Below are 15,819 nucleotides of genomic sequence, written 5' to 3'. Positions count from 1 at the left end.
CGTGTCGATGATGACGCTCCGCTTGCGGCCGACGATCCGTTTGCCCACGTCAGAGCCCGCCGCCCACACCCAGCTCCGCCTCGTCCGCGCGGCCGCCGCCGATCTCCGCCGCCCCTGGGAGAAAGCGGCCGAGCCTGCCAGTCTCACCCCCGCCCGGGTGCGCCGCGGGTTTCGGAACCTCCGCCCGCACCCCCCGGCCCGTGCACCGAAACCCTCAGCACCGGACCAGGCAGGCCACCCGGATCGAAGAACCGCCACCCCGCCACGACGTTGGCAAGACAACCAGACAACCAGACGACCCGAGACCATCACCGAACGCAACCGCCTCAACGGCCGAAAAGGCCAAACATCAAGCTGAGCGAACCCCTCGAAGACCTTGAAGCTCGCGATGCCTGCCCACCGACGGGTCGACAGAGCCCGGACGGTTGTCGGTGCCCGTTGCTACGTTCAAGCCGTCCGCAACCACTCACGCCAGGGAGCATCCGATGGGGTCTCAGCTCAACCCGTGCCTCGCCTTCAGCGGCAACGCACGACAAGCGATCGAGTTCTACCGGGATGTCCTCGGCGGCCAGCTGGAAATGGGCACCTACGCCGATTACGGCTCGACGGACGTGCCTCACCCCGACAAGGTTATGCACGCCACCCTCCGCACCCCGGATGGCTACACGCTGATGGCGTGGGACGTTCGGGAAGACATGCCCCACACCCCAGGCAACAATGTCGCGGTCTTCCTCGGCGGCGACGATGCCAAAATCCGCGGCTACTTCGAGCGGCTGTCCGTCGACGGCACCGTGACGCTGCCCCTGGAGAAGCAGTCATGGGGCGACGAGGCAGGCTCGCTCATCGACCAGTTCGGGATCACCTGGATGGTCAACATCACCCAGCAGCCCCAGTAGATCACCGGACAACCCCAACCTCGGGCTCCGAGGTTGAAACACAAGCTAAGGCGTCTGCGAAGAAGGGTGCGGCGAAGAAGAACAACCGGCGGCCGCCGTGCCGGCTGACTGCCATAGCTGGGCGCGAACCACCGGCCGCCGGGCTGAACCGGAAGCACTCGGGGCAGCATCACCTCAAAGGTGCCGGGTGGGGCGCGTCCATGCGGCCGCTCTCCGGTTTCCGGGGTAGGGCACAGCGGCTGTCCACACAATGCGAAGCGGTCGCGGAGGTCGTGCAGATGGAACTCGAAGCGGGCGTGGCGGCGGCCGAGCATCTCCAGGTCGGCGGTGGTGCGGTGCTGGGAGGCGGCGTGGACGTCGCTGAGGGCGCGGACCGCGCCGCGGCCGGCGAGCGCCCGGACCTTGGTGCCGATCACGTCATCGAAGGCGAGGACCGGGCCATGCTCGGTCGCGGTGGGCGGGGGACCAGAAGGCTTCCTTGAGGATGTCGACCTCGCACTCCTCGCCCGTGGCAGGGTCGGCGGCGATCAGCCGGCCGGAGAGCGGGCTGGTCTCGATCTGCCGAACCCTCCAGCCGCGCGCGGCGAGCCGCTGCTGAGAGTGCAGGTGATCTCGTCCATGGGCGCCCGGTTCTCGGTGGCGACGTCGAGATCCTGGCTGAGGCGCTCGACCAGGCCGTGGGCCTGGACGGCGTAGCCGCCGGTGATGACCAGGGGGTAGGGCGTGCCGATGGCCAGGACGTCGGCCAGGAGCCGGCCGCTTCCGCCCAGCGCGTGGGTGGCTGGACGGAAGCGGGGCGGTCCCCTTCGGTTGGTTCTATGAGCACAAGGGGGCCGCACGCCTTCCAGACCGGAAGGTGCGACGCCGGGGAGGCGTCGTCTTCCATGGTGCGCCATCGCGGCGGCGCCGCAATGAAAAGCACGCTTTAGCCTTCAAAAGCGTTCAATCGGCCGCAATTTGTCGCTGTCACTGGTAGTTCACGGCATGAGCGCCGGGTGGGGGGCCCGAGGTCATTGTTCCGTAACTCCATGATCACGTTGAGTGGTGTGCGCCCGGCGCACCATGCTGTCGTCCAACTCCTCCGGCGCGCCTGAGCACCGCGCCGGGGGAGCCTTTCCAGATCCTGAAGCCGTAGGGAAGGTGCGATGACAAGCAAGCAGGTGATAGCCGTGGCGGTGCTGGCTGCGGTCCTCATGTGGAGCACGGTGATGACCGTGCTGGGGCATCTCGCAGCCGTGGCTGCGCTGCTGCCCTCGCTGGGACTCCTGGTCCAGCAGATCATTTCCGCACTCGGCGGTGCGCAGGTACAGCAGAGCCCGACGCCGGCGTCCGATCCTGCCGCCGTGCCGCCCGGACTTGAGGGGCCGTCACGGTGAAGCCGCCTCAGGTACCCGCCCAGCCCGGAGGAGACCTTCCCAGTCGCCTCGGCCGCCCACCGGGCCCGATCAGCGAGACGGCGGGTGACATGCACAGGACCTGGCTGGTGCCGGTCCGCAACCGGCTCGTCGCCAGCGGCCTGACCCTCGACGCCCTCGTCAGCCGCTCCGGCTACTCCAAGACCCGCCTCTCCGAACTCCTGCGAGGCAAGGACTACTACCCCGGCTGGGCCATCACCTACAGCGTCATACGCGCCCTGGACATCTCCGTCAGCCCGCTGCTGCGACTGTGGGCGGCCGCCGCCGAAGAAGCCGGCAAGGACACCGGCTGGATCAAGAGCCGGATCAGCGAAGTCCCGCCCCTCCCCCCGGAGAACCAGCCCGTCGCCCACCGCGGCTTCACCCAGGCCATGTGGCAGCCCTACACCGCCTACGCACGCGCCTTCCTGCAGTCCGAGCGGCGCGCACGCAAGGTCGTGGCACGCACCTTCGACCTTCTCTGGCTCACCTGGGACGAAGCGACCGCCACGCCTGACACACCCCGGCACGCCTGGCAGTTACTGCACCGCACGGTGCTCGCCCTGGCCCCCCGGCGCCCGGACGGCCGCCCCGACCTGCGGGCAGCCGCGTTCTCCACCGTCGCGCAGGCCGGCATCTGCGACCTCGCCGAGCGCCTGCACCGCATCGATGTCCTCGCACAGTTCTTCGACGAGATCACCCGCCTGCCGCCCGACCAGATGGACGTCACCGTCCTGCGCTACCTGTGCGGTATCCCCGACCACGCCGTGCCGGGCATCGTGGGCCTGCCCCCGGCCATCACCCACACCCTGGACCACCACGCCCGAGGGGCCCTGGACCAACTGCGCCCCGACCCCGACTCCCAGGAGTGATCACCCCGCTATGAGCACCGTCGACGCCCTCCTCGCCCAGTCGCTGCTGCTGCACCAGCCTCACGTCCCCTCCGACGTCGTCGGCCACGACGACCTGGATTACACCCGGCTCACCGAGGACTTCCTGCTGCGGGACGACGACGGCCCCGACCTGGCCGACGACCGCGCCGCACAGAGCCTCACCGCCCTGTGCGAAGCGGTCATCGCCCACTGCACCATCGATCAGTTCGCCGACTTCCTCACCGAACAAGTCCCCCAACCGCGCGCCGCCTGGATCCTCGGCTGCACCCTGCAACTCGCCGGCGCTGACGACGGCGCCCGCTTCTGGTGGCAGTACGCCGCCGGCGCCGGCGACGTCCCCGCCGCCTCCTACTGCCTCTACCTGCAACACCTCGCCCGCGGTGACACCTACGCCGCTGCACTGTGGCAGGACCAGGCCGTCGTTCACTCCCCGCAAGACGGTGACACCGCCGACACCGGCGAACAGGCCCCGGCCTGCCAGGTAATGACCGCCGACACCAGCCTGTCCACGCTCCTGCGTGTCCGGAGCCGGCTCAGCCGCACGAGCCCGCGCACACAGGCAGCCCAGGCCGTCATCGAATTCGTCGCCGCTTCCGTGACCGCCAGCTACGACCAACACCCCGACCTCGAGTTCCCGGTGCTGGGCCCCCAGTTCGTTGAACAACTGGTCATCCTCGCGGCGTCCCTGACTGACCGTCCCGACACTACTGAGACCGCGCCGGCCGAGGAACTGCCCAACCGGAGCGGCTGCACCACCCGTCACCTTCCGGCGCCTGGGCGCAGACAGGGCCCCGAGGGCCTGTTGGTGGAAGTCACCGTCGGCGACCACGAGAAGGCGTCAGCCCGGGTGTTCTTCAAGGAAGCGGTCGCTGTCTGCTGGGAAAAGGCGATCCTCGCCCGCAGTGCGGACGGTACCGCCATGGCCTACTACCTCAAACGCTTCCGCGCACGAGCCGCACTGGCCCGGTCTCCCGACTCCGCCTTCGCGCCCAACGCCTGCCTCATGTCGCACCCCACCCCTCTGTCCGATACAGTAGATCTTGAACTGGTCGCCACAACGCGCGGCAGCCGGTGATGCGTTGGTAGTCCAAGGAAAGACGCCCCGCTTCCTGCGGGGAAATGCAGGTGCAAGGCCTGCCCGGCGCTCGATCAGAGGCCCGTACACGCACAGCGTGTACGGGCCTCCTCGCGTCTACGGTCATCCGCGTTGCGCTCGAGGCAGATGTTGGTGCGCAGGTGCTCCTGCCGACCAGGTGGCACCATGCGGAGCGGCAGCCGCCGCTCGCCGATGCCCGCCGCAGCTCTGCCTTTCGGTAAGCCCGAAGTGGCTGCGGATTGAGACGACAATCCCCGCGCGTGTAGCCCATGACCGCGTCTTCTCGGCCACCTAGCCGTCGGTGCTTGGCGGGCGGGGTGCAACGGTCGTGTTCAGGCGGGTGGGCTCCGTGAAATTCCGGCCGTTTTGTACCGATCTTGCATGAAGGCCATTTCATTTCACATGGAACGACCGTTCGAGAGAATCGCCGCGTGCCTCGGGAGCGACGTGTGCCAGATTGTGGGCCCCTCGTGACCGCTGGGGTCTGCGAGGTCCGTCTTCCTGTGGGGGGAAGTCTTGATGCAACGCACCATGGGTGCGCGTGTTTCGCGTGCCCGGAAGAGAACAAGCCTCGCCACCGCCGCCGCTCTGGCCACCGGCGCTCTCACCCTGTCCCTGCTGCCGGCGACCGGTACTGCCGCGGCCGATGAGCCAGGGTCGGCGTGGGGCAAGGACGCTCCGTCGTTCACGATGCCCGACGTGAAGGTCGGCACCAACAAACCCGTCGCGTCTCAGGCCGAACGCACGCCCTCGGACGAGGTCGCGGCCTGGCGCGCGCAGCAGAAGAAGCGCGCCGAGGGGACAGAGCCGGCGTCGGCGTCCTCTCGCTCCGTCCAGGAGATCCCGGCCCATGTGCCCGAGGGGCAGGGTGACGTGCCCTGGCACCGGATCAGCAACTTCGCGATCACCGACGCGCTGACGGCCCGGATCAACTACTCCACCGGCAACCTGATGCTGACGGCCACCGACTTCTCCATCGCGGGCGTCGGCCAGGAGCTGACCCTGGCGCGTACCTACAACTCGCTGGACGCGCCCTGGGGCAAGGTCTCCCAGCGGTGGTGGCAGCAGTACGAGCGCTACCTCCAAGTCCTCGAGGGCGAAGTGGTGCTGTACGACGCCTCCGGCGACACCCTGCGGTTCAAGAAGGCCGCCGACGGCTCCTTCACCACGCCCAAGGGCTACTCCAAGGAGCTGAAGAAGAACACCGACGGCACCTACACCGTCACCAACTGGAAATCGCACACCAAGGACACCTACAACGAGCACGGCACCCTGACCAAGGTCACCGACAAGAACAAGGGCACCATCACCGTCACCCAGCATGACAAGGGCAGCGAGCACCAGGGGTTCAAGCTGACCGAGACCCGCTCGGACCGCTGGATCGACCTGGTCAAGACCGACGCCTCGCAGTGGCAGGCCAAGGACAACTCCGGCCGCACCGCCGTCTTCGACCTCGACCCCGACGGCAACCTGCACAAAACCACCGACGCCGAAGGCAAGACCACCACCTTCGGCTACGACACCTCCAACCGCCTGACCAAGATCACCACAGCTGAGGGCCGCGTCACCGTCTTCACCTACGACAGCGCCAACCGCGTCACCTCCATGCTGCGCGCCACCGACTTCAATGGCTCCGGTCACACCGGCCCCACCTGGACCTACAAGTACAGCGCGGAGTCTCCGACAGCGGCCGGCACGACGACCGTCACGGACCCCGAGCAGCACGTCACGAAGTACAAGCACGACGGCGACGGCCAGGTCGACGAGGTCACCGACGCGCTCGGGCACAAGCGGTCCACGAAGTACGACGCGAACCACAACGTCGACACGGCCACCGACGCCATGGGCACCGGCACCACGCCCGGCAACGTGTCCGACTACGGCTTCAACACCCGCAACAACCTGGAGTCGGTGAAATCTCCCACCGGCGGGAAGTCGGTCACCAGCTGGCAGACGATCGCCGGCGGAGACAAGCCCAAGGACTCCACCAACGCCGACGGCGAGAAGACCTCCTACACCTACGACACGGCCGGCAACACCAAGTCGGTGGCCCAGACCGGCACCGGCGGCGGCAACGTCTCCTACACCTACAACCCCGCCACCCCCGACTGCGGCGGCTTCGAGGGCCAGCAGTGCACCGCCCAGACGAAGATGTCCGCGTCGAAGACGGTGAAGACGTCCTTCAGGTACGACGACAAGGGCAACCTGGTGAAGGTGACCCCGCCCAAGCCGCTGGGGGAAACCACCTACACCTACGACGCGTTGGGCCGCACCGACACCCTCACCGACGGCCGCGGGGTGAAGAAGGTCTTCACCTACGACCACCTCGACCGGATCAAGACCGTCTCCACCACCCACGACACGGTCCGCTACCACTACGACGGTGACGGCAACCTGCGCCAGCGCGACGACTCCACCGGCACCGTCACCTACCAGTTCGACCCGCTCCAGCGCGAGACGGTCCGGATCCTGCAGGACGGATCACAGACCCTGCTGGCCTACACGCCCGCGGGCAACGTCGACTACTACCAGGACCCGGCCGGCAAGACCGACTACACGTGGAACGAGGTCAACAAGCTCAAGGAGTTCAGGGACCCGGCGGGCAAGGTCACCACGTACAGGTACAACAACAACGACGTCCGCACGCAGACGGCCTACCCCGGCGGCACCGTGCAGACCGTCGAGGTGGACAACTCAAGCCGTCCCAAGAACATCAAGGCCACCTCCAGCAAGGGCACCCTGGTCGACCTCACCTACACCTACGGCTACGGCGCTGACGCCAAGACCGACGGCGACAAGATCCGCACCAAGACCGACGCGGTGGCCGGCATGAAGACCAGCTACACCTACGACGGCGCAGGGCGCTTCTCCTACGCCGAGGAGAAGAAGGGCTCCACGCTCAACTCCTCCTGGCAGTACTGCTACGACCTGGCCGGGAACCTCACCAGCCAGGGCACCGCCGAGGGCTGCCCACGGGGCACCACCTACACCATCAACGACGCCCAGCAGATCACCGCGAAGAACGACTCCTCCACCAACTGGTCCTACGACGCGGAAGGCCACGAGACGGCCGGCGCCTCCACACCGGAGGGCACCCGCACCGGCGAGAGGTGGTCGGATCACAGCCAGCTCACCTCGCTCACCGTGGACGGCAAGAAATATGACGGCCAGTACGGTTCCACGGACCAGAGCGAGCGCATCAAGCTCGGTGACACCTACTTCCACAACGGGCCACTCGGTCTGTCGGCGACCTCAACTGCCGGTGTGGACACGGGCTTCAACCGCGAGCCCGGGGGCACTCTCAACTCCATGACCCGGGACGGGAAGACGTACTTCTACCTCACCGACGCGCTCGGCTCCGTCGTCGCGGTGGCGGACGAATCCGGTACAAAGATCAACGAGTACTCCTACAGTCCCCGAGGCGTCACCCGGGCGACGAGCGCCGAGAAGACCACCCAGCCCTACCGGTTCGCCGGCGGCTACCAGGACCCCACCGGCCTCTACCACTTCGCGGCCCGCTACTACGACCCCAACATCGGCCGCTTCAACAGCCCTGACCCCTCCGGCCAGGAACAGAACCCCTACCTCTACGCCGCGGGCGACCCCGTCAACCGCATCGACCCCAGCGGCCTGCTCTGGAAGCCGCCGGTTCCGGACTGGGCGAAGAAGGCAGGTAAAGCAGTTATCGGCGAGGGCAAGGAGATAATCAAAAAGGTGAAGCCCACCCGGTTCGGTCTTTACTGCTACGCCTATAAGTCAGTGGTCGGAGATGAACCGAATGATGGAGAGCTGAAGCACGAGTTGAGCCAGCTGCACACCTGCTTCAACCCGTACAAGTACACGCTGGATCCGGGGAAGTAACCTCTATTGCTGCCCTAGTGGCGCCACCCCCGAGGGTGGCGCCACACCCTCACTTTGGGACGGTAACAAGTATGACACATGACAGTTCAACGGTGAAGATCGCTCGGCATGCGGCACTGGTTGGCGTTGGCGTGTGCGTACTCGTAGTAGTTCTGTGCCTGATTCTCGGCAAGTCGGCTTCCTATATCGCTTACTCCGCAATTTCCACCTTCGCAGCCTGGTTCGCCATACAGTTCATCTTCGATTATGCGAAGTTCAAGATTGCACGTAGCGGCCGATAGGCTGGCGAGCAGGTTGACTGGCGGCGGGGGCATGGCGGGAACAGGAACAGCACTCTGAGATGTGGTGCCGGGGCTCCGCGCGAGCCCCGGCACTGTACTGCGGCGGGAGGATACGTGGTCAAGAGACCACTTTTCGTCGCGATTTGGCGGCAGCGACACTCGTACCGATGGGGGCTATGTCCACAGTTCAGGGCCACATTGCGGCGAGGTGGTGGTCGTGCTGTTCGAAGGTCTCTTGGCGAGGGCCTCCATGTGGGTTTTCAAGCATCGGCCGGGGAGGAGGATGAGTTGCTTACGGCGGGTATTATTGCCCCTTCCCTCAATGCGCCAGCAGGGCTGATATTGGGCGCCTGTGTCATTGGTCTCGCTGTCATTTGTATCTACTACTTCAAGAGTCGTGGGTGAGTGCGGATCCGTTCCTGCTCCGCGCCGCCTTGGGAATCCGAAGAGGTTGCGGCGCAGCACGACCGTGAGTTCGGGGTCATCAAGTCCGATCTGACCGCGGTGCGTCTCCAGGTCGGCAACCTGCATCAGAAGGTCGAGGCACTCAGCAACAAGATCGACCAGAACCAGGCCCAGATAATCGAGCTGTTGACCCGGCTCGTGGGACAGCGCCCCGACGCCGACTGACCGCCTCAAGGGCCCCGCTGCCGGGTCCTCGTTTGTACGTGACGGTGGCCCCAACCAGACCTCTGGCCGGGGCCACCGTGGCGACCGGGCAGGCCGAGCAGGTCCTGCGCAAGACGATCGCCACGAAGTACCCCGAGCTCCACGACATCGAGACCAGGGCCGCCGGGCGCACATCGTGGAGCAGAAGCGTGTGGCCGCCGAGCGGCCCAGGGCGCTGGCACAGGAGTCGGCGAGCTACCACCGCAACACGCCCTCGCAGGGTCGCGGGGCCCCTCCCTCGGTAGGTAGACCCGTTAGACCCAACAGGTCTGACGCCCAGTGACCAGGCATGGAGATGCCCCGGCAGCGCTCGGTGCAGGAGCAGCCGCCGGGGCCTTGAAGGGGTGTACGGCAGGTCAGGACGGCAGAAAGTTCTTCTGCCACTCCAACGAGGGCATCGACAGTGCGGCGTCGGCGAGGGCCTTCGCCGACGGCGTCTTCAGCGCCGCGAGGCTGGTGTCGATCCAGTTCTGGGTGAGGTTGTAACCCTGCTCCCGGTACTCGACGGCCTGCACCAAGCACTCCAGCTTGTCAGCGTCGCGGGCGACGATGGCCTCCGCGCTCTCCCCGGCCTCGTACTCGTCGACCGCGCCCTGCACGCCCGCCCGCACCGCCGGGTGGGCGTTGGCGACCTGATCGGCGGTCACCTCCTGGTTCGGGGCGGCCCTGATGTACTTCCGACCGATGTGCGGAATGTCCCCGACCCGCGTCTCCTGCGAGTCGTGGAACAGGCACATCAGCGCGACCCGGGCGGGGTCGACACCCTCCATCATCGCGAGTACCGAGCCGATCACCCCGACCCGAAAGGAGTGCTCGGCGACGGACTCCGGGGCCTTGTTGCCGGTGAACCACCAGCCGGTCCGTGCGACGCGCTTGAGCACGCCCATCTCGGAGATGAAGCTCGCGCCCCGTTCCTCCTGCGCAGCCAGTGGGAGAAGGAGCTGGAGACCGTCTTCCTGGACGACCTCGAGTTCGTGTGGGGGCCGCGCATCCGCCTCAGCCGGTGAGCAGCCGGCGCGTGCTGCGAAACGGTCTCTGGTTGCTGCGTGTAGACGAGGGTCCGCTGCCTGGCCGTGACGTGCGCCGGACCGCCGTTGGCGCATGGGGCCGGGTGCGTGGGCCATGTGCGCGATGTCAGTTCGCGGGTACAGGACATTGATATGTGGGCTGCCGTCCAGCCTCCGCCACGTGATACGACCCGTGGCCACTCGAGTTCGAAGGTGAGTGGGGTGTATTCCTTGCACGAGGCAATGCAGCGCAGGCGAGTCGAGTCGGTCATCCGGCCGAATACAGCGGGGCCCAAGCCGCAATGGCAGGGCCTGTTCCTGGCGCCCGACTACGGCGTCGACTTCATACACGACGTGCAGGACCTGGAGCCGAGGCGACCCACGATCCCCCGTCGCCGCCGTGGCGGCCGCCGCGCGCCCTGACTGGCCACCGACGTCCATCCCGTGACGGGCTCTCACCTGGCACATCGCACGCGCCCGTCGTGACCACCGCATGACGTCTGGTTGCGCTGACGAGCCCACCACCGCGCGGTGTAGCTGTCGACCAGCCCGGCCTGTCGAGCCGGCCGTGTGGAAACTCATCGCAGACAGCAGCCCATTCCTCGCCGCTGTCCGGGCCCGCCCCTGGTTCAGAGGCGGGCCGGACGGGCGCAGCGCACGTTCCCGGAGGTGATCGCGTCCCGGGGCAGGGCGAGGCCGAAGGCTCGTTCCAGGCCTTCGAAGAACAGCGCGATGTTGTCCGTCCAGTTGCCTGCCTTCTCCGCGATGCGCAAGTGCAGATTGAGGAAGGACAGCGGCGCTTCCGGGGCGAACGGCGCCTCCCCCGGGGTGTACCAGATGAGCTCGTACATGTCCCGCCGGTCTTCGGCGCCGCCCTCGATCGGGAAGGGGTTCTGGTACACCCCGTCCTTGACGTAGTCGAAGGTGTAGATCGCCTTGGCCATGGTCGCGCTGAGCGTGATCTGCTGCTCGGGAGGCGGGTCGAGGGAGCGCGAGAAGGCATGGTCGAAGTCGTGGTAGGCCAGCCACGTCCAGCCGTTCTCCTCCCCGAAGGCCAGCACGCGGGTGAGATCGTCGGTGCCCTCCCGCGCGTCCTGCTCCTCGACCTGGTGGAGCAGCAGCCCGTCGGCGATGTCCTGCGCGTCGGCCCCGTAGGCCAGGGCGACGTCCTCGGCGGTCGGTCCCTTGATGAACACGAGTTCCGTGAAGGGCTCTTGGTTGCGCCAACTGCCGGCGATCCACGCCACGCCGTCGCCCACCGGGCCCTGGCGGGCGAGGAACTCCTCGAACGCGGCCACCTGCTTCGGCGGCATGTAACTCTGGCGGGCTGTGCGCGCCCTGTCCTCCAGCCAGTCGAGCTCCGCCACGGACCTCAGCTCGGCCACGACCACCCGGTCCCGCACGAAGGTCATCCGCTCCCCGTCAGCGTTCACATACCGGATGTACGGGCCCTGCGGGTCCGGGCCGAACGGGTGCCCCTGCCCCGAACCGGATCTGGGCCGGTGCCGCGCGCCGCCGGGGGCCCGTTGGGCGAAGTGTTCCAGCTCGGCGAGCTCCGCCGCGGGCAGGAGCACACTCGTCGGCTGGCCGCCGTCGAGGACACACACCCGCTCACCGGTCTCCTCGACACGACCGACGAGACCCGCTAAGTCCGCTATGACGTCGCTCAGTTCAACGTTGCCCATACGAGAGGACGTTACTGGCCGCGATGCGACGGCCGGGCCGGGGGAGGGCCGCCAGGCGGCCACCAGACCGGCGGCGAGGAGAAGGGTCGGCGATGCGCCGCAGTACATGATCTCCGCGCCGGCGAGTTCTATCTGCGGGCACTCTGACCGGCGGTGAGGAGGGGCTCGCCGAGTTCTGCCAGGGATTCACGGACCGCCAACTCGGCCTCATCGGCTTGGAGAACCGCAAGGCTGCCCAGTACAAGGAGAACCCTGCCGATTACCACAGGCAGGCCGCGAAGCGGGCGGCGGGCGCCAGGCAGGAGGGGGAAGAATGGGAAGGTTTACTCCTTCAAGGAGTGCCTGTCCGCGTGCGCGAGGGCTGACACACCTCGACTCGCCGGATCGCGCGGCGCGCGGACGCAGTCTTGCCCGTCGACAGACGACGCCATCTCGGGGTGCCGGGCTCGAACGCGAAGAACACCGAGCCAGCGCTGCCGTCTTGCAGCACTGGTCGATGACCAAGCTGCCGAGTACCTCTGGCGCATCGAGCTCGGCAGATGACGCGGCGGTGACTGCCCCGCAGGCTGCTCTGTCGACGCGGCCGTGACGAATCCAATATCAATCCGGCACTCGCCGTCGGGCTTCAACAGCGAAACCTCCGCCGCGATAGAGAGCAACTGGCGGAGAGCGCTGGGTAAACCGTCATCCACACGGCGCGGGTAGTTGCTCGACCACGGTGCCGAGAGACGGGGACAAGCCAGGCAGCGAAGACGCTGCCTGCGGTGTGCTCGGCGCCAATTCGCCCACGGCAGACGGGAAAGAGCCCCCAAAGGACTGGAACCTCCTCCGAGACCATGTCAACGTACAACGTCCCGGAAAACGCCAGGTCAGCGACGTGATGCGGCTTCTGGGCGACCGGTATGCAGGCCGGACGCCTTGGGAGCCCGTACTCCCGCTCTGCTCGGTCTTGCCGCCGAAACCCGTTCTAAGGAGGCCCTCGTCTGTCGAATCCCGCTCTCCGATCTGCTCGCTTCACTGCCCCAGCCTGTTGGCGCCCGGCGCCTTGAACGCGTGGCCCGCGCAGGAGACAGAAGACCATGGCGCGCTGTCCACGGCGCCCTGTCTCTGCGTCTGCGCGGCCGCGCTCTTCGGGGAGGACCTGGTGCAACGGGGCTACCGTCATGATCGAGCGGTTGTCGCGCACGTCGCGGTGCACCCCGGAGCCGCACCCCGACAAGTCGCCCGAGCCGTTGGCACCCTTGAGCGTGTGGTGGCTCGTAGCCTCAGTCGACTCACCGAAGACGAGCTTCTGACGTTCGTCATGGACAAAGCGACCCCCGCTTTCCGGTCCTACCGGCTGTCGTTCTGACGGAGACGACTGGGGTGCCCATGGGCGACGTCCTTTTCGTGCTGCGCGATACATAGCAGGCGATCCCCGGTTAGCGAAACCGGGGATCGTGCAGAGCATTGATGGTGTTCGCACACGGCTGTGCTTGGCGGTGGAGTCGCGGCGGACGCAGTTGGCAGTGCCGCACGCATTCGCGAGGAGGTATAGGACGCTGCCGCCTGCTGCCCTATCAATGACCGCATCTTCATGCCCATGACTTTGGCTGGTTGATTGCTACGCCAGGTCTCCACCTGGCCGGTCGACTGTGTGCCGTGAGGAATATCCCACGCTGTGTCGATTCGCGATGCCCCGCTGCGTTTTATAGGCCACTCCACGATGGATTGGATCTCTCAGGACGGGTGGTCTGCGATGCGTATCAATGCACGCCTGGATTTTCGGCATGAAGCCTCTCAATACGAAGGTGAAATTGCATGGCTCGTCCTCCTGCGCTGAAGCTGGCCGAGGTTCTTGCGGAGATCCGCATGAGTCCGTCGGCGTTCTACCGCATGCGCGCCCGCGGGCAAGCCCCACGCATGATCAAGCTGCCCAATGGCGAACTACGGTGCCGTCGCACAGATCTGGATGCCTGGTGGGACGCATGCGAGAGAGATTTTGACACTTGGCGATGAGTTACCACGTCCGTTTCTGGGACATACGCGAGCGTCCTGGTCGGCGCAGTCGTTTTCAGGTGCGATGGACGGTCAACGGGCGGGAGAATTCGGAATCGTTCAGCACTGTCGGGCTCGCCGAGAGCCGGCATGCGAAGCTGATGACGGCGGCGCGCGAGGGCGAGCCGTTCGATGAGCACACGGGTCTGCCGGCGTCCGAGCTGCGGGCCATCAAGCAGCGGACGACGTGGTACGACCTTGCTCATGAATACATCGATCAACGGTGGGACCGTACACCGGGAAACACCCGCCGTACCCTGGCCGACGCATTCGCCACCATCACGCCTGCCCTGGTGCACCCTGGCGCAACGTATCCGGAGCCGCGGGTGCTGCGGCGCGCCTTGTACTCGTGGGCGTTCAACAAGAACGCATGGGCCCAAGAGCCGACCGAGGAGTGGCGGAAGGCCCTGGACTGGCTGAAGCGAAACTCCCTGCCCGTTAGTGCCCTCGCGGAAGCCGACGTGCTGCGGCGGGCGCTGGACGCCCTGTGTCGCAAGCTGGACGGCAAAGCGGCTGCGGCCAAGACGGCGCGGCGCAAGCGGGCTGCGTTGAACGAAGTGCTCAACACCGCAGTGGAGAAAGGTTACTTCGCGGAAAATCCCCTCAACGGGCTCAGGTGGAACGCTCCGGCGGTCAGTGAGGAGGTGGACCCGGCTGCCGTCCCCAATCCGGCCCAAGTCGACCGGCTGCTTGCGGCGGTTGCTCAGCAGCGCGGGCGCGGCCCTCACCTGGAGGCGTTCTTCGGCTGTATGTACTACGCGGCCATGCGGCCGGCTGAGGTGATTCACCTTCGGCTCGACCAGTGCCATCTGCCCGAGACCGGATGGGGGATGCTCAACCTGTCGGGTGGCGTCATCACCGCGGGCAAGGAGTGGACGGACGACGGCGCGGTGCACGAGGTGCACTCGCTCAAGCGCCGTGCGGCTACCGCGACCCGGCCGGTGCCTATCCCGCCGAAGTTCGTGCGCGTCCTGCGGGCGCACATCAAACGGTTCGGCGTGGCGCCGGACGGTCGGGTGTTCCGGAATCAGGCCGGCAACTACGTGGACGCGTCCGCGTATGGCATTACGTGGGCGCGTGCACGGAAGCATGTCCTGACCCGCACGGAACTCGCCTCCGGTCTGGCCAAGCGTCCCTACGACCTCCGGCACGCCGGGATCTCGTTCTGGTTGTACTCCGGGGTGGACCCGGCCGAATGCGCTCGCCGCGCGGGCCAGAGCATCGAGGTCCTCTTCCGGCACTACGCCAAGTTCCTGGATGGCGTCAGGGAGCAGGCCAACCGGCTGATTGAGCAGTCCATGCAGGAGTGGGATCGCGTCAGCCAGGGCTCGGCGCCTGCGGGGTGAGTCGGGACTTGGACCGGAAATAGACCGGAAGAGCTGGTCAGGAGTGGGATGGCGGTGGGAGAAACTGGTAGTTACGACGTAAATCGGTCCCTCCTCTGAGCGGACCGAGCGGAAGGCGCCTGACCGGCAAAAGCCCAGGTCAGGCGCCTTTTTTCGCGCCTCTAGAAGAAGCCGAGCTTCTTCGGCGAGTACGACACCAGGAGGTTCTTCGTCTGCTGGTGGTACAGGAGTTGCACCTCTGCTGACTAGCGGAAATGACAGTTGGCGCGGATCCTTTGCGCAGGCTGGTCCGGAATCGGTCCGGATCTTGGTCCGGGCAGTCCTGGGTGGCGAGGATGGGCGTGGGTGGGGGAGATTTTGGCAATGATCGGGAGCGGGCTGGCTATCGGATGGGGCTGCCGTACTGCACATGAGCGGCGTGAGGTCTTGATGGCCCTTCAGCCAGGACGGTGCTGGCAGACTGGCGCTTCGAGCGCTGCGGCTGGGCCCTGGACCTCGGCCGACCGCCTGGGCACGACCTGCGCGAGATCACGAGCGCGATCTTGTATGTGGACCGCACCGGCTGTCAGTCGACCTATCTCCCGCACGATTTCCCGCCCTGGCAGTCGGTGCACGGCTAGTGCGCCACGTGGCAAAGGGACGGCATCTTCGCCC

General features: G+C 66.7%; 11 protein-coding genes and 2 pseudogenes. 10 read left to right on the top strand and 3 right to left on the bottom strand.

The genetic code is table 11. The features are described 5' to 3' along the window. Nucleotides 1–58: 58 nt before the first annotated feature. Together AB0N81_RS10745 and AB0N81_RS10740 are read left to right on the top strand one after the other, a co-directional pair. A pseudogene (locus AB0N81_RS10745) lies at nucleotides 59–358 on the top strand (transposase); the annotation flags it as partial. A 127-nt stretch (nucleotides 359–485) separates the two neighbouring features. Continuing rightward, a complete protein-coding gene (locus AB0N81_RS10740; RefSeq protein ID WP_365357419.1) occupies nucleotides 486–896 on the top strand; it encodes a VOC family protein in 411 nt (136 codons plus the stop codon). A gap of 257 nt (nucleotides 897–1,153) precedes the next feature. Here the strand turns inward: AB0N81_RS10740 and AB0N81_RS10735 are convergent. Next, nucleotides 1,154–1,666: pseudogene (locus AB0N81_RS10735) on the bottom strand (nucleotidyl transferase AbiEii/AbiGii toxin family protein); the annotation flags it as partial. Nucleotides 1,667–2,041: 375 nt separating this feature from the next. Here AB0N81_RS10735 and AB0N81_RS10730 point away from each other — a divergent pair. From AB0N81_RS10730 to AB0N81_RS10710, 5 genes are all read left to right on the top strand, one after another. Continuing rightward, entirely contained in the window at nucleotides 2,042–2,272 is a 231-nt protein-coding gene (locus AB0N81_RS10730; RefSeq protein ID WP_365357418.1) for a hypothetical protein, read from the top strand. Nucleotides 2,273–2,361: 89 nt separating this feature from the next. Beyond that, nucleotides 2,362–3,162 carry an XRE family transcriptional regulator gene (locus AB0N81_RS10725; RefSeq protein ID WP_365357417.1) on the top strand — a complete coding sequence of 267 codons (801 nt, stop codon included), beginning with the start codon at nucleotides 2,362–2,364 and terminating at the stop codon, nucleotides 3,160–3,162. Between the two features lie 10 nt (nucleotides 3,163–3,172). Beyond that, nucleotides 3,173–4,258, top strand: a complete 1,086-nt coding sequence (locus tag AB0N81_RS10720) for a hypothetical protein (RefSeq protein WP_365357416.1) — start codon at nucleotides 3,173–3,175, stop codon at nucleotides 4,256–4,258. Between the two features lie 711 nt (nucleotides 4,259–4,969). Continuing rightward, nucleotides 4,970–8,140 (top strand): RHS repeat-associated core domain-containing protein, encoded by a 3,171-nt coding sequence (locus tag AB0N81_RS10715; RefSeq protein WP_365357502.1) that lies wholly within the window; start codon nucleotides 4,970–4,972, stop codon nucleotides 8,138–8,140. Nucleotides 8,141–8,826: 686 nt separating this feature from the next. Further along, nucleotides 8,827–9,051, top strand: a complete 225-nt coding sequence (locus tag AB0N81_RS10710) for a hypothetical protein (protein ID WP_365357415.1) — start codon at nucleotides 8,827–8,829, stop codon at nucleotides 9,049–9,051. Nucleotides 9,052–9,446: 395 nt separating this feature from the next. On the opposite strand, the gene AB0N81_RS10705 is transcribed toward AB0N81_RS10710, so the two are convergent. Both AB0N81_RS10705 and AB0N81_RS10700 read right to left on the bottom strand, forming a co-directional pair. Beyond that, nucleotides 9,447–9,977 (bottom strand): HD domain-containing protein, encoded by a 531-nt coding sequence (locus tag AB0N81_RS10705; protein WP_365357414.1) that lies wholly within the window; start codon nucleotides 9,975–9,977, stop codon nucleotides 9,447–9,449. A gap of 749 nt (nucleotides 9,978–10,726) precedes the next feature. Beyond that, on the bottom strand, nucleotides 10,727–11,782 hold the full coding sequence (locus AB0N81_RS10700) for a prevent-host-death family protein (protein WP_365357413.1): 1,056 nt from the start codon (nucleotides 11,780–11,782) through the stop codon (nucleotides 10,727–10,729). 1,800 nt (nucleotides 11,783–13,582) lie between these two features. On the opposite strand from AB0N81_RS10700, the gene AB0N81_RS10695 reads away from it, so the two are divergent. The 3 genes from AB0N81_RS10695 (at nucleotide 13,583) to AB0N81_RS10685 (ending at nucleotide 15,785) form a co-directional block, all read left to right on the top strand. After that, nucleotides 13,583–13,780 (top strand): helix-turn-helix domain-containing protein, encoded by a 198-nt coding sequence (locus AB0N81_RS10695; protein ID WP_365357412.1) that lies wholly within the window; start codon nucleotides 13,583–13,585, stop codon nucleotides 13,778–13,780. After that, on the top strand, nucleotides 13,777–15,165 hold the full coding sequence (locus AB0N81_RS10690) for an integrase (RefSeq protein ID WP_365357411.1): 1,389 nt from the start codon (nucleotides 13,777–13,779) through the stop codon (nucleotides 15,163–15,165). The genes AB0N81_RS10695 and AB0N81_RS10690 overlap by 4 nt, the downstream gene beginning before the upstream one ends. A 449-nt stretch (nucleotides 15,166–15,614) precedes the next feature. Next, on the top strand, nucleotides 15,615–15,785 hold the full coding sequence (locus tag AB0N81_RS10685) for a transposase (protein ID WP_365357410.1): 171 nt from the start codon (nucleotides 15,615–15,617) through the stop codon (nucleotides 15,783–15,785). Nucleotides 15,786–15,819: the final 34 nt, after the last annotated feature.

It is taken from the genome of Streptomyces sp. NPDC093510 (assembly GCF_040683555.1).
Classification (GTDB): domain Bacteria; phylum Actinomycetota; class Actinomycetes; order Streptomycetales; family Streptomycetaceae; genus Streptomyces.
The sequence above is the reverse complement of the archived record's forward strand: the minus strand, read 5'-3'. Positions and strand labels throughout refer to the sequence as shown.

Excerpts from the sequence above, each read along its gene's own strand:
- AB0N81_RS10720 (WP_365357416.1), top strand. The coding sequence starts at position 3,173 with ATGAGCACCGTCGACGCCCTCCTCGCCCAGTCGCTGCTGCTGCACCAG.
- AB0N81_RS10715 (WP_365357502.1), top strand. The coding sequence starts at position 4,970 with ATGCCCGACGTGAAGGTCGGCACCAACAAACCCGTCGCGTCTCAGGCC.
- AB0N81_RS10690 (WP_365357411.1), top strand. The coding sequence starts at position 13,777 with ATGAGTTACCACGTCCGTTTCTGGGACATACGCGAGCGTCCTGGTCGG.
- AB0N81_RS10740 (WP_365357419.1), top strand. The coding sequence starts at position 486 with ATGGGGTCTCAGCTCAACCCGTGCCTCGCCTTCAGCGGCAACGCACGA.
- AB0N81_RS10700 (WP_365357413.1), bottom strand. The coding sequence starts at position 11,782 with ATGGGCAACGTTGAACTGAGCGACGTCATAGCGGACTTAGCGGGTCTC.
- AB0N81_RS10730 (WP_365357418.1), top strand. The coding sequence starts at position 2,042 with ATGACAAGCAAGCAGGTGATAGCCGTGGCGGTGCTGGCTGCGGTCCTC.
- AB0N81_RS10695 (WP_365357412.1), top strand. The coding sequence starts at position 13,583 with ATGGCTCGTCCTCCTGCGCTGAAGCTGGCCGAGGTTCTTGCGGAGATC.
- AB0N81_RS10705 (WP_365357414.1), bottom strand. The coding sequence starts at position 9,977 with ATGGGCGTGCTCAAGCGCGTCGCACGGACCGGCTGGTGGTTCACCGGC.
- AB0N81_RS10725 (WP_365357417.1), top strand. The coding sequence starts at position 2,362 with ATGCACAGGACCTGGCTGGTGCCGGTCCGCAACCGGCTCGTCGCCAGC.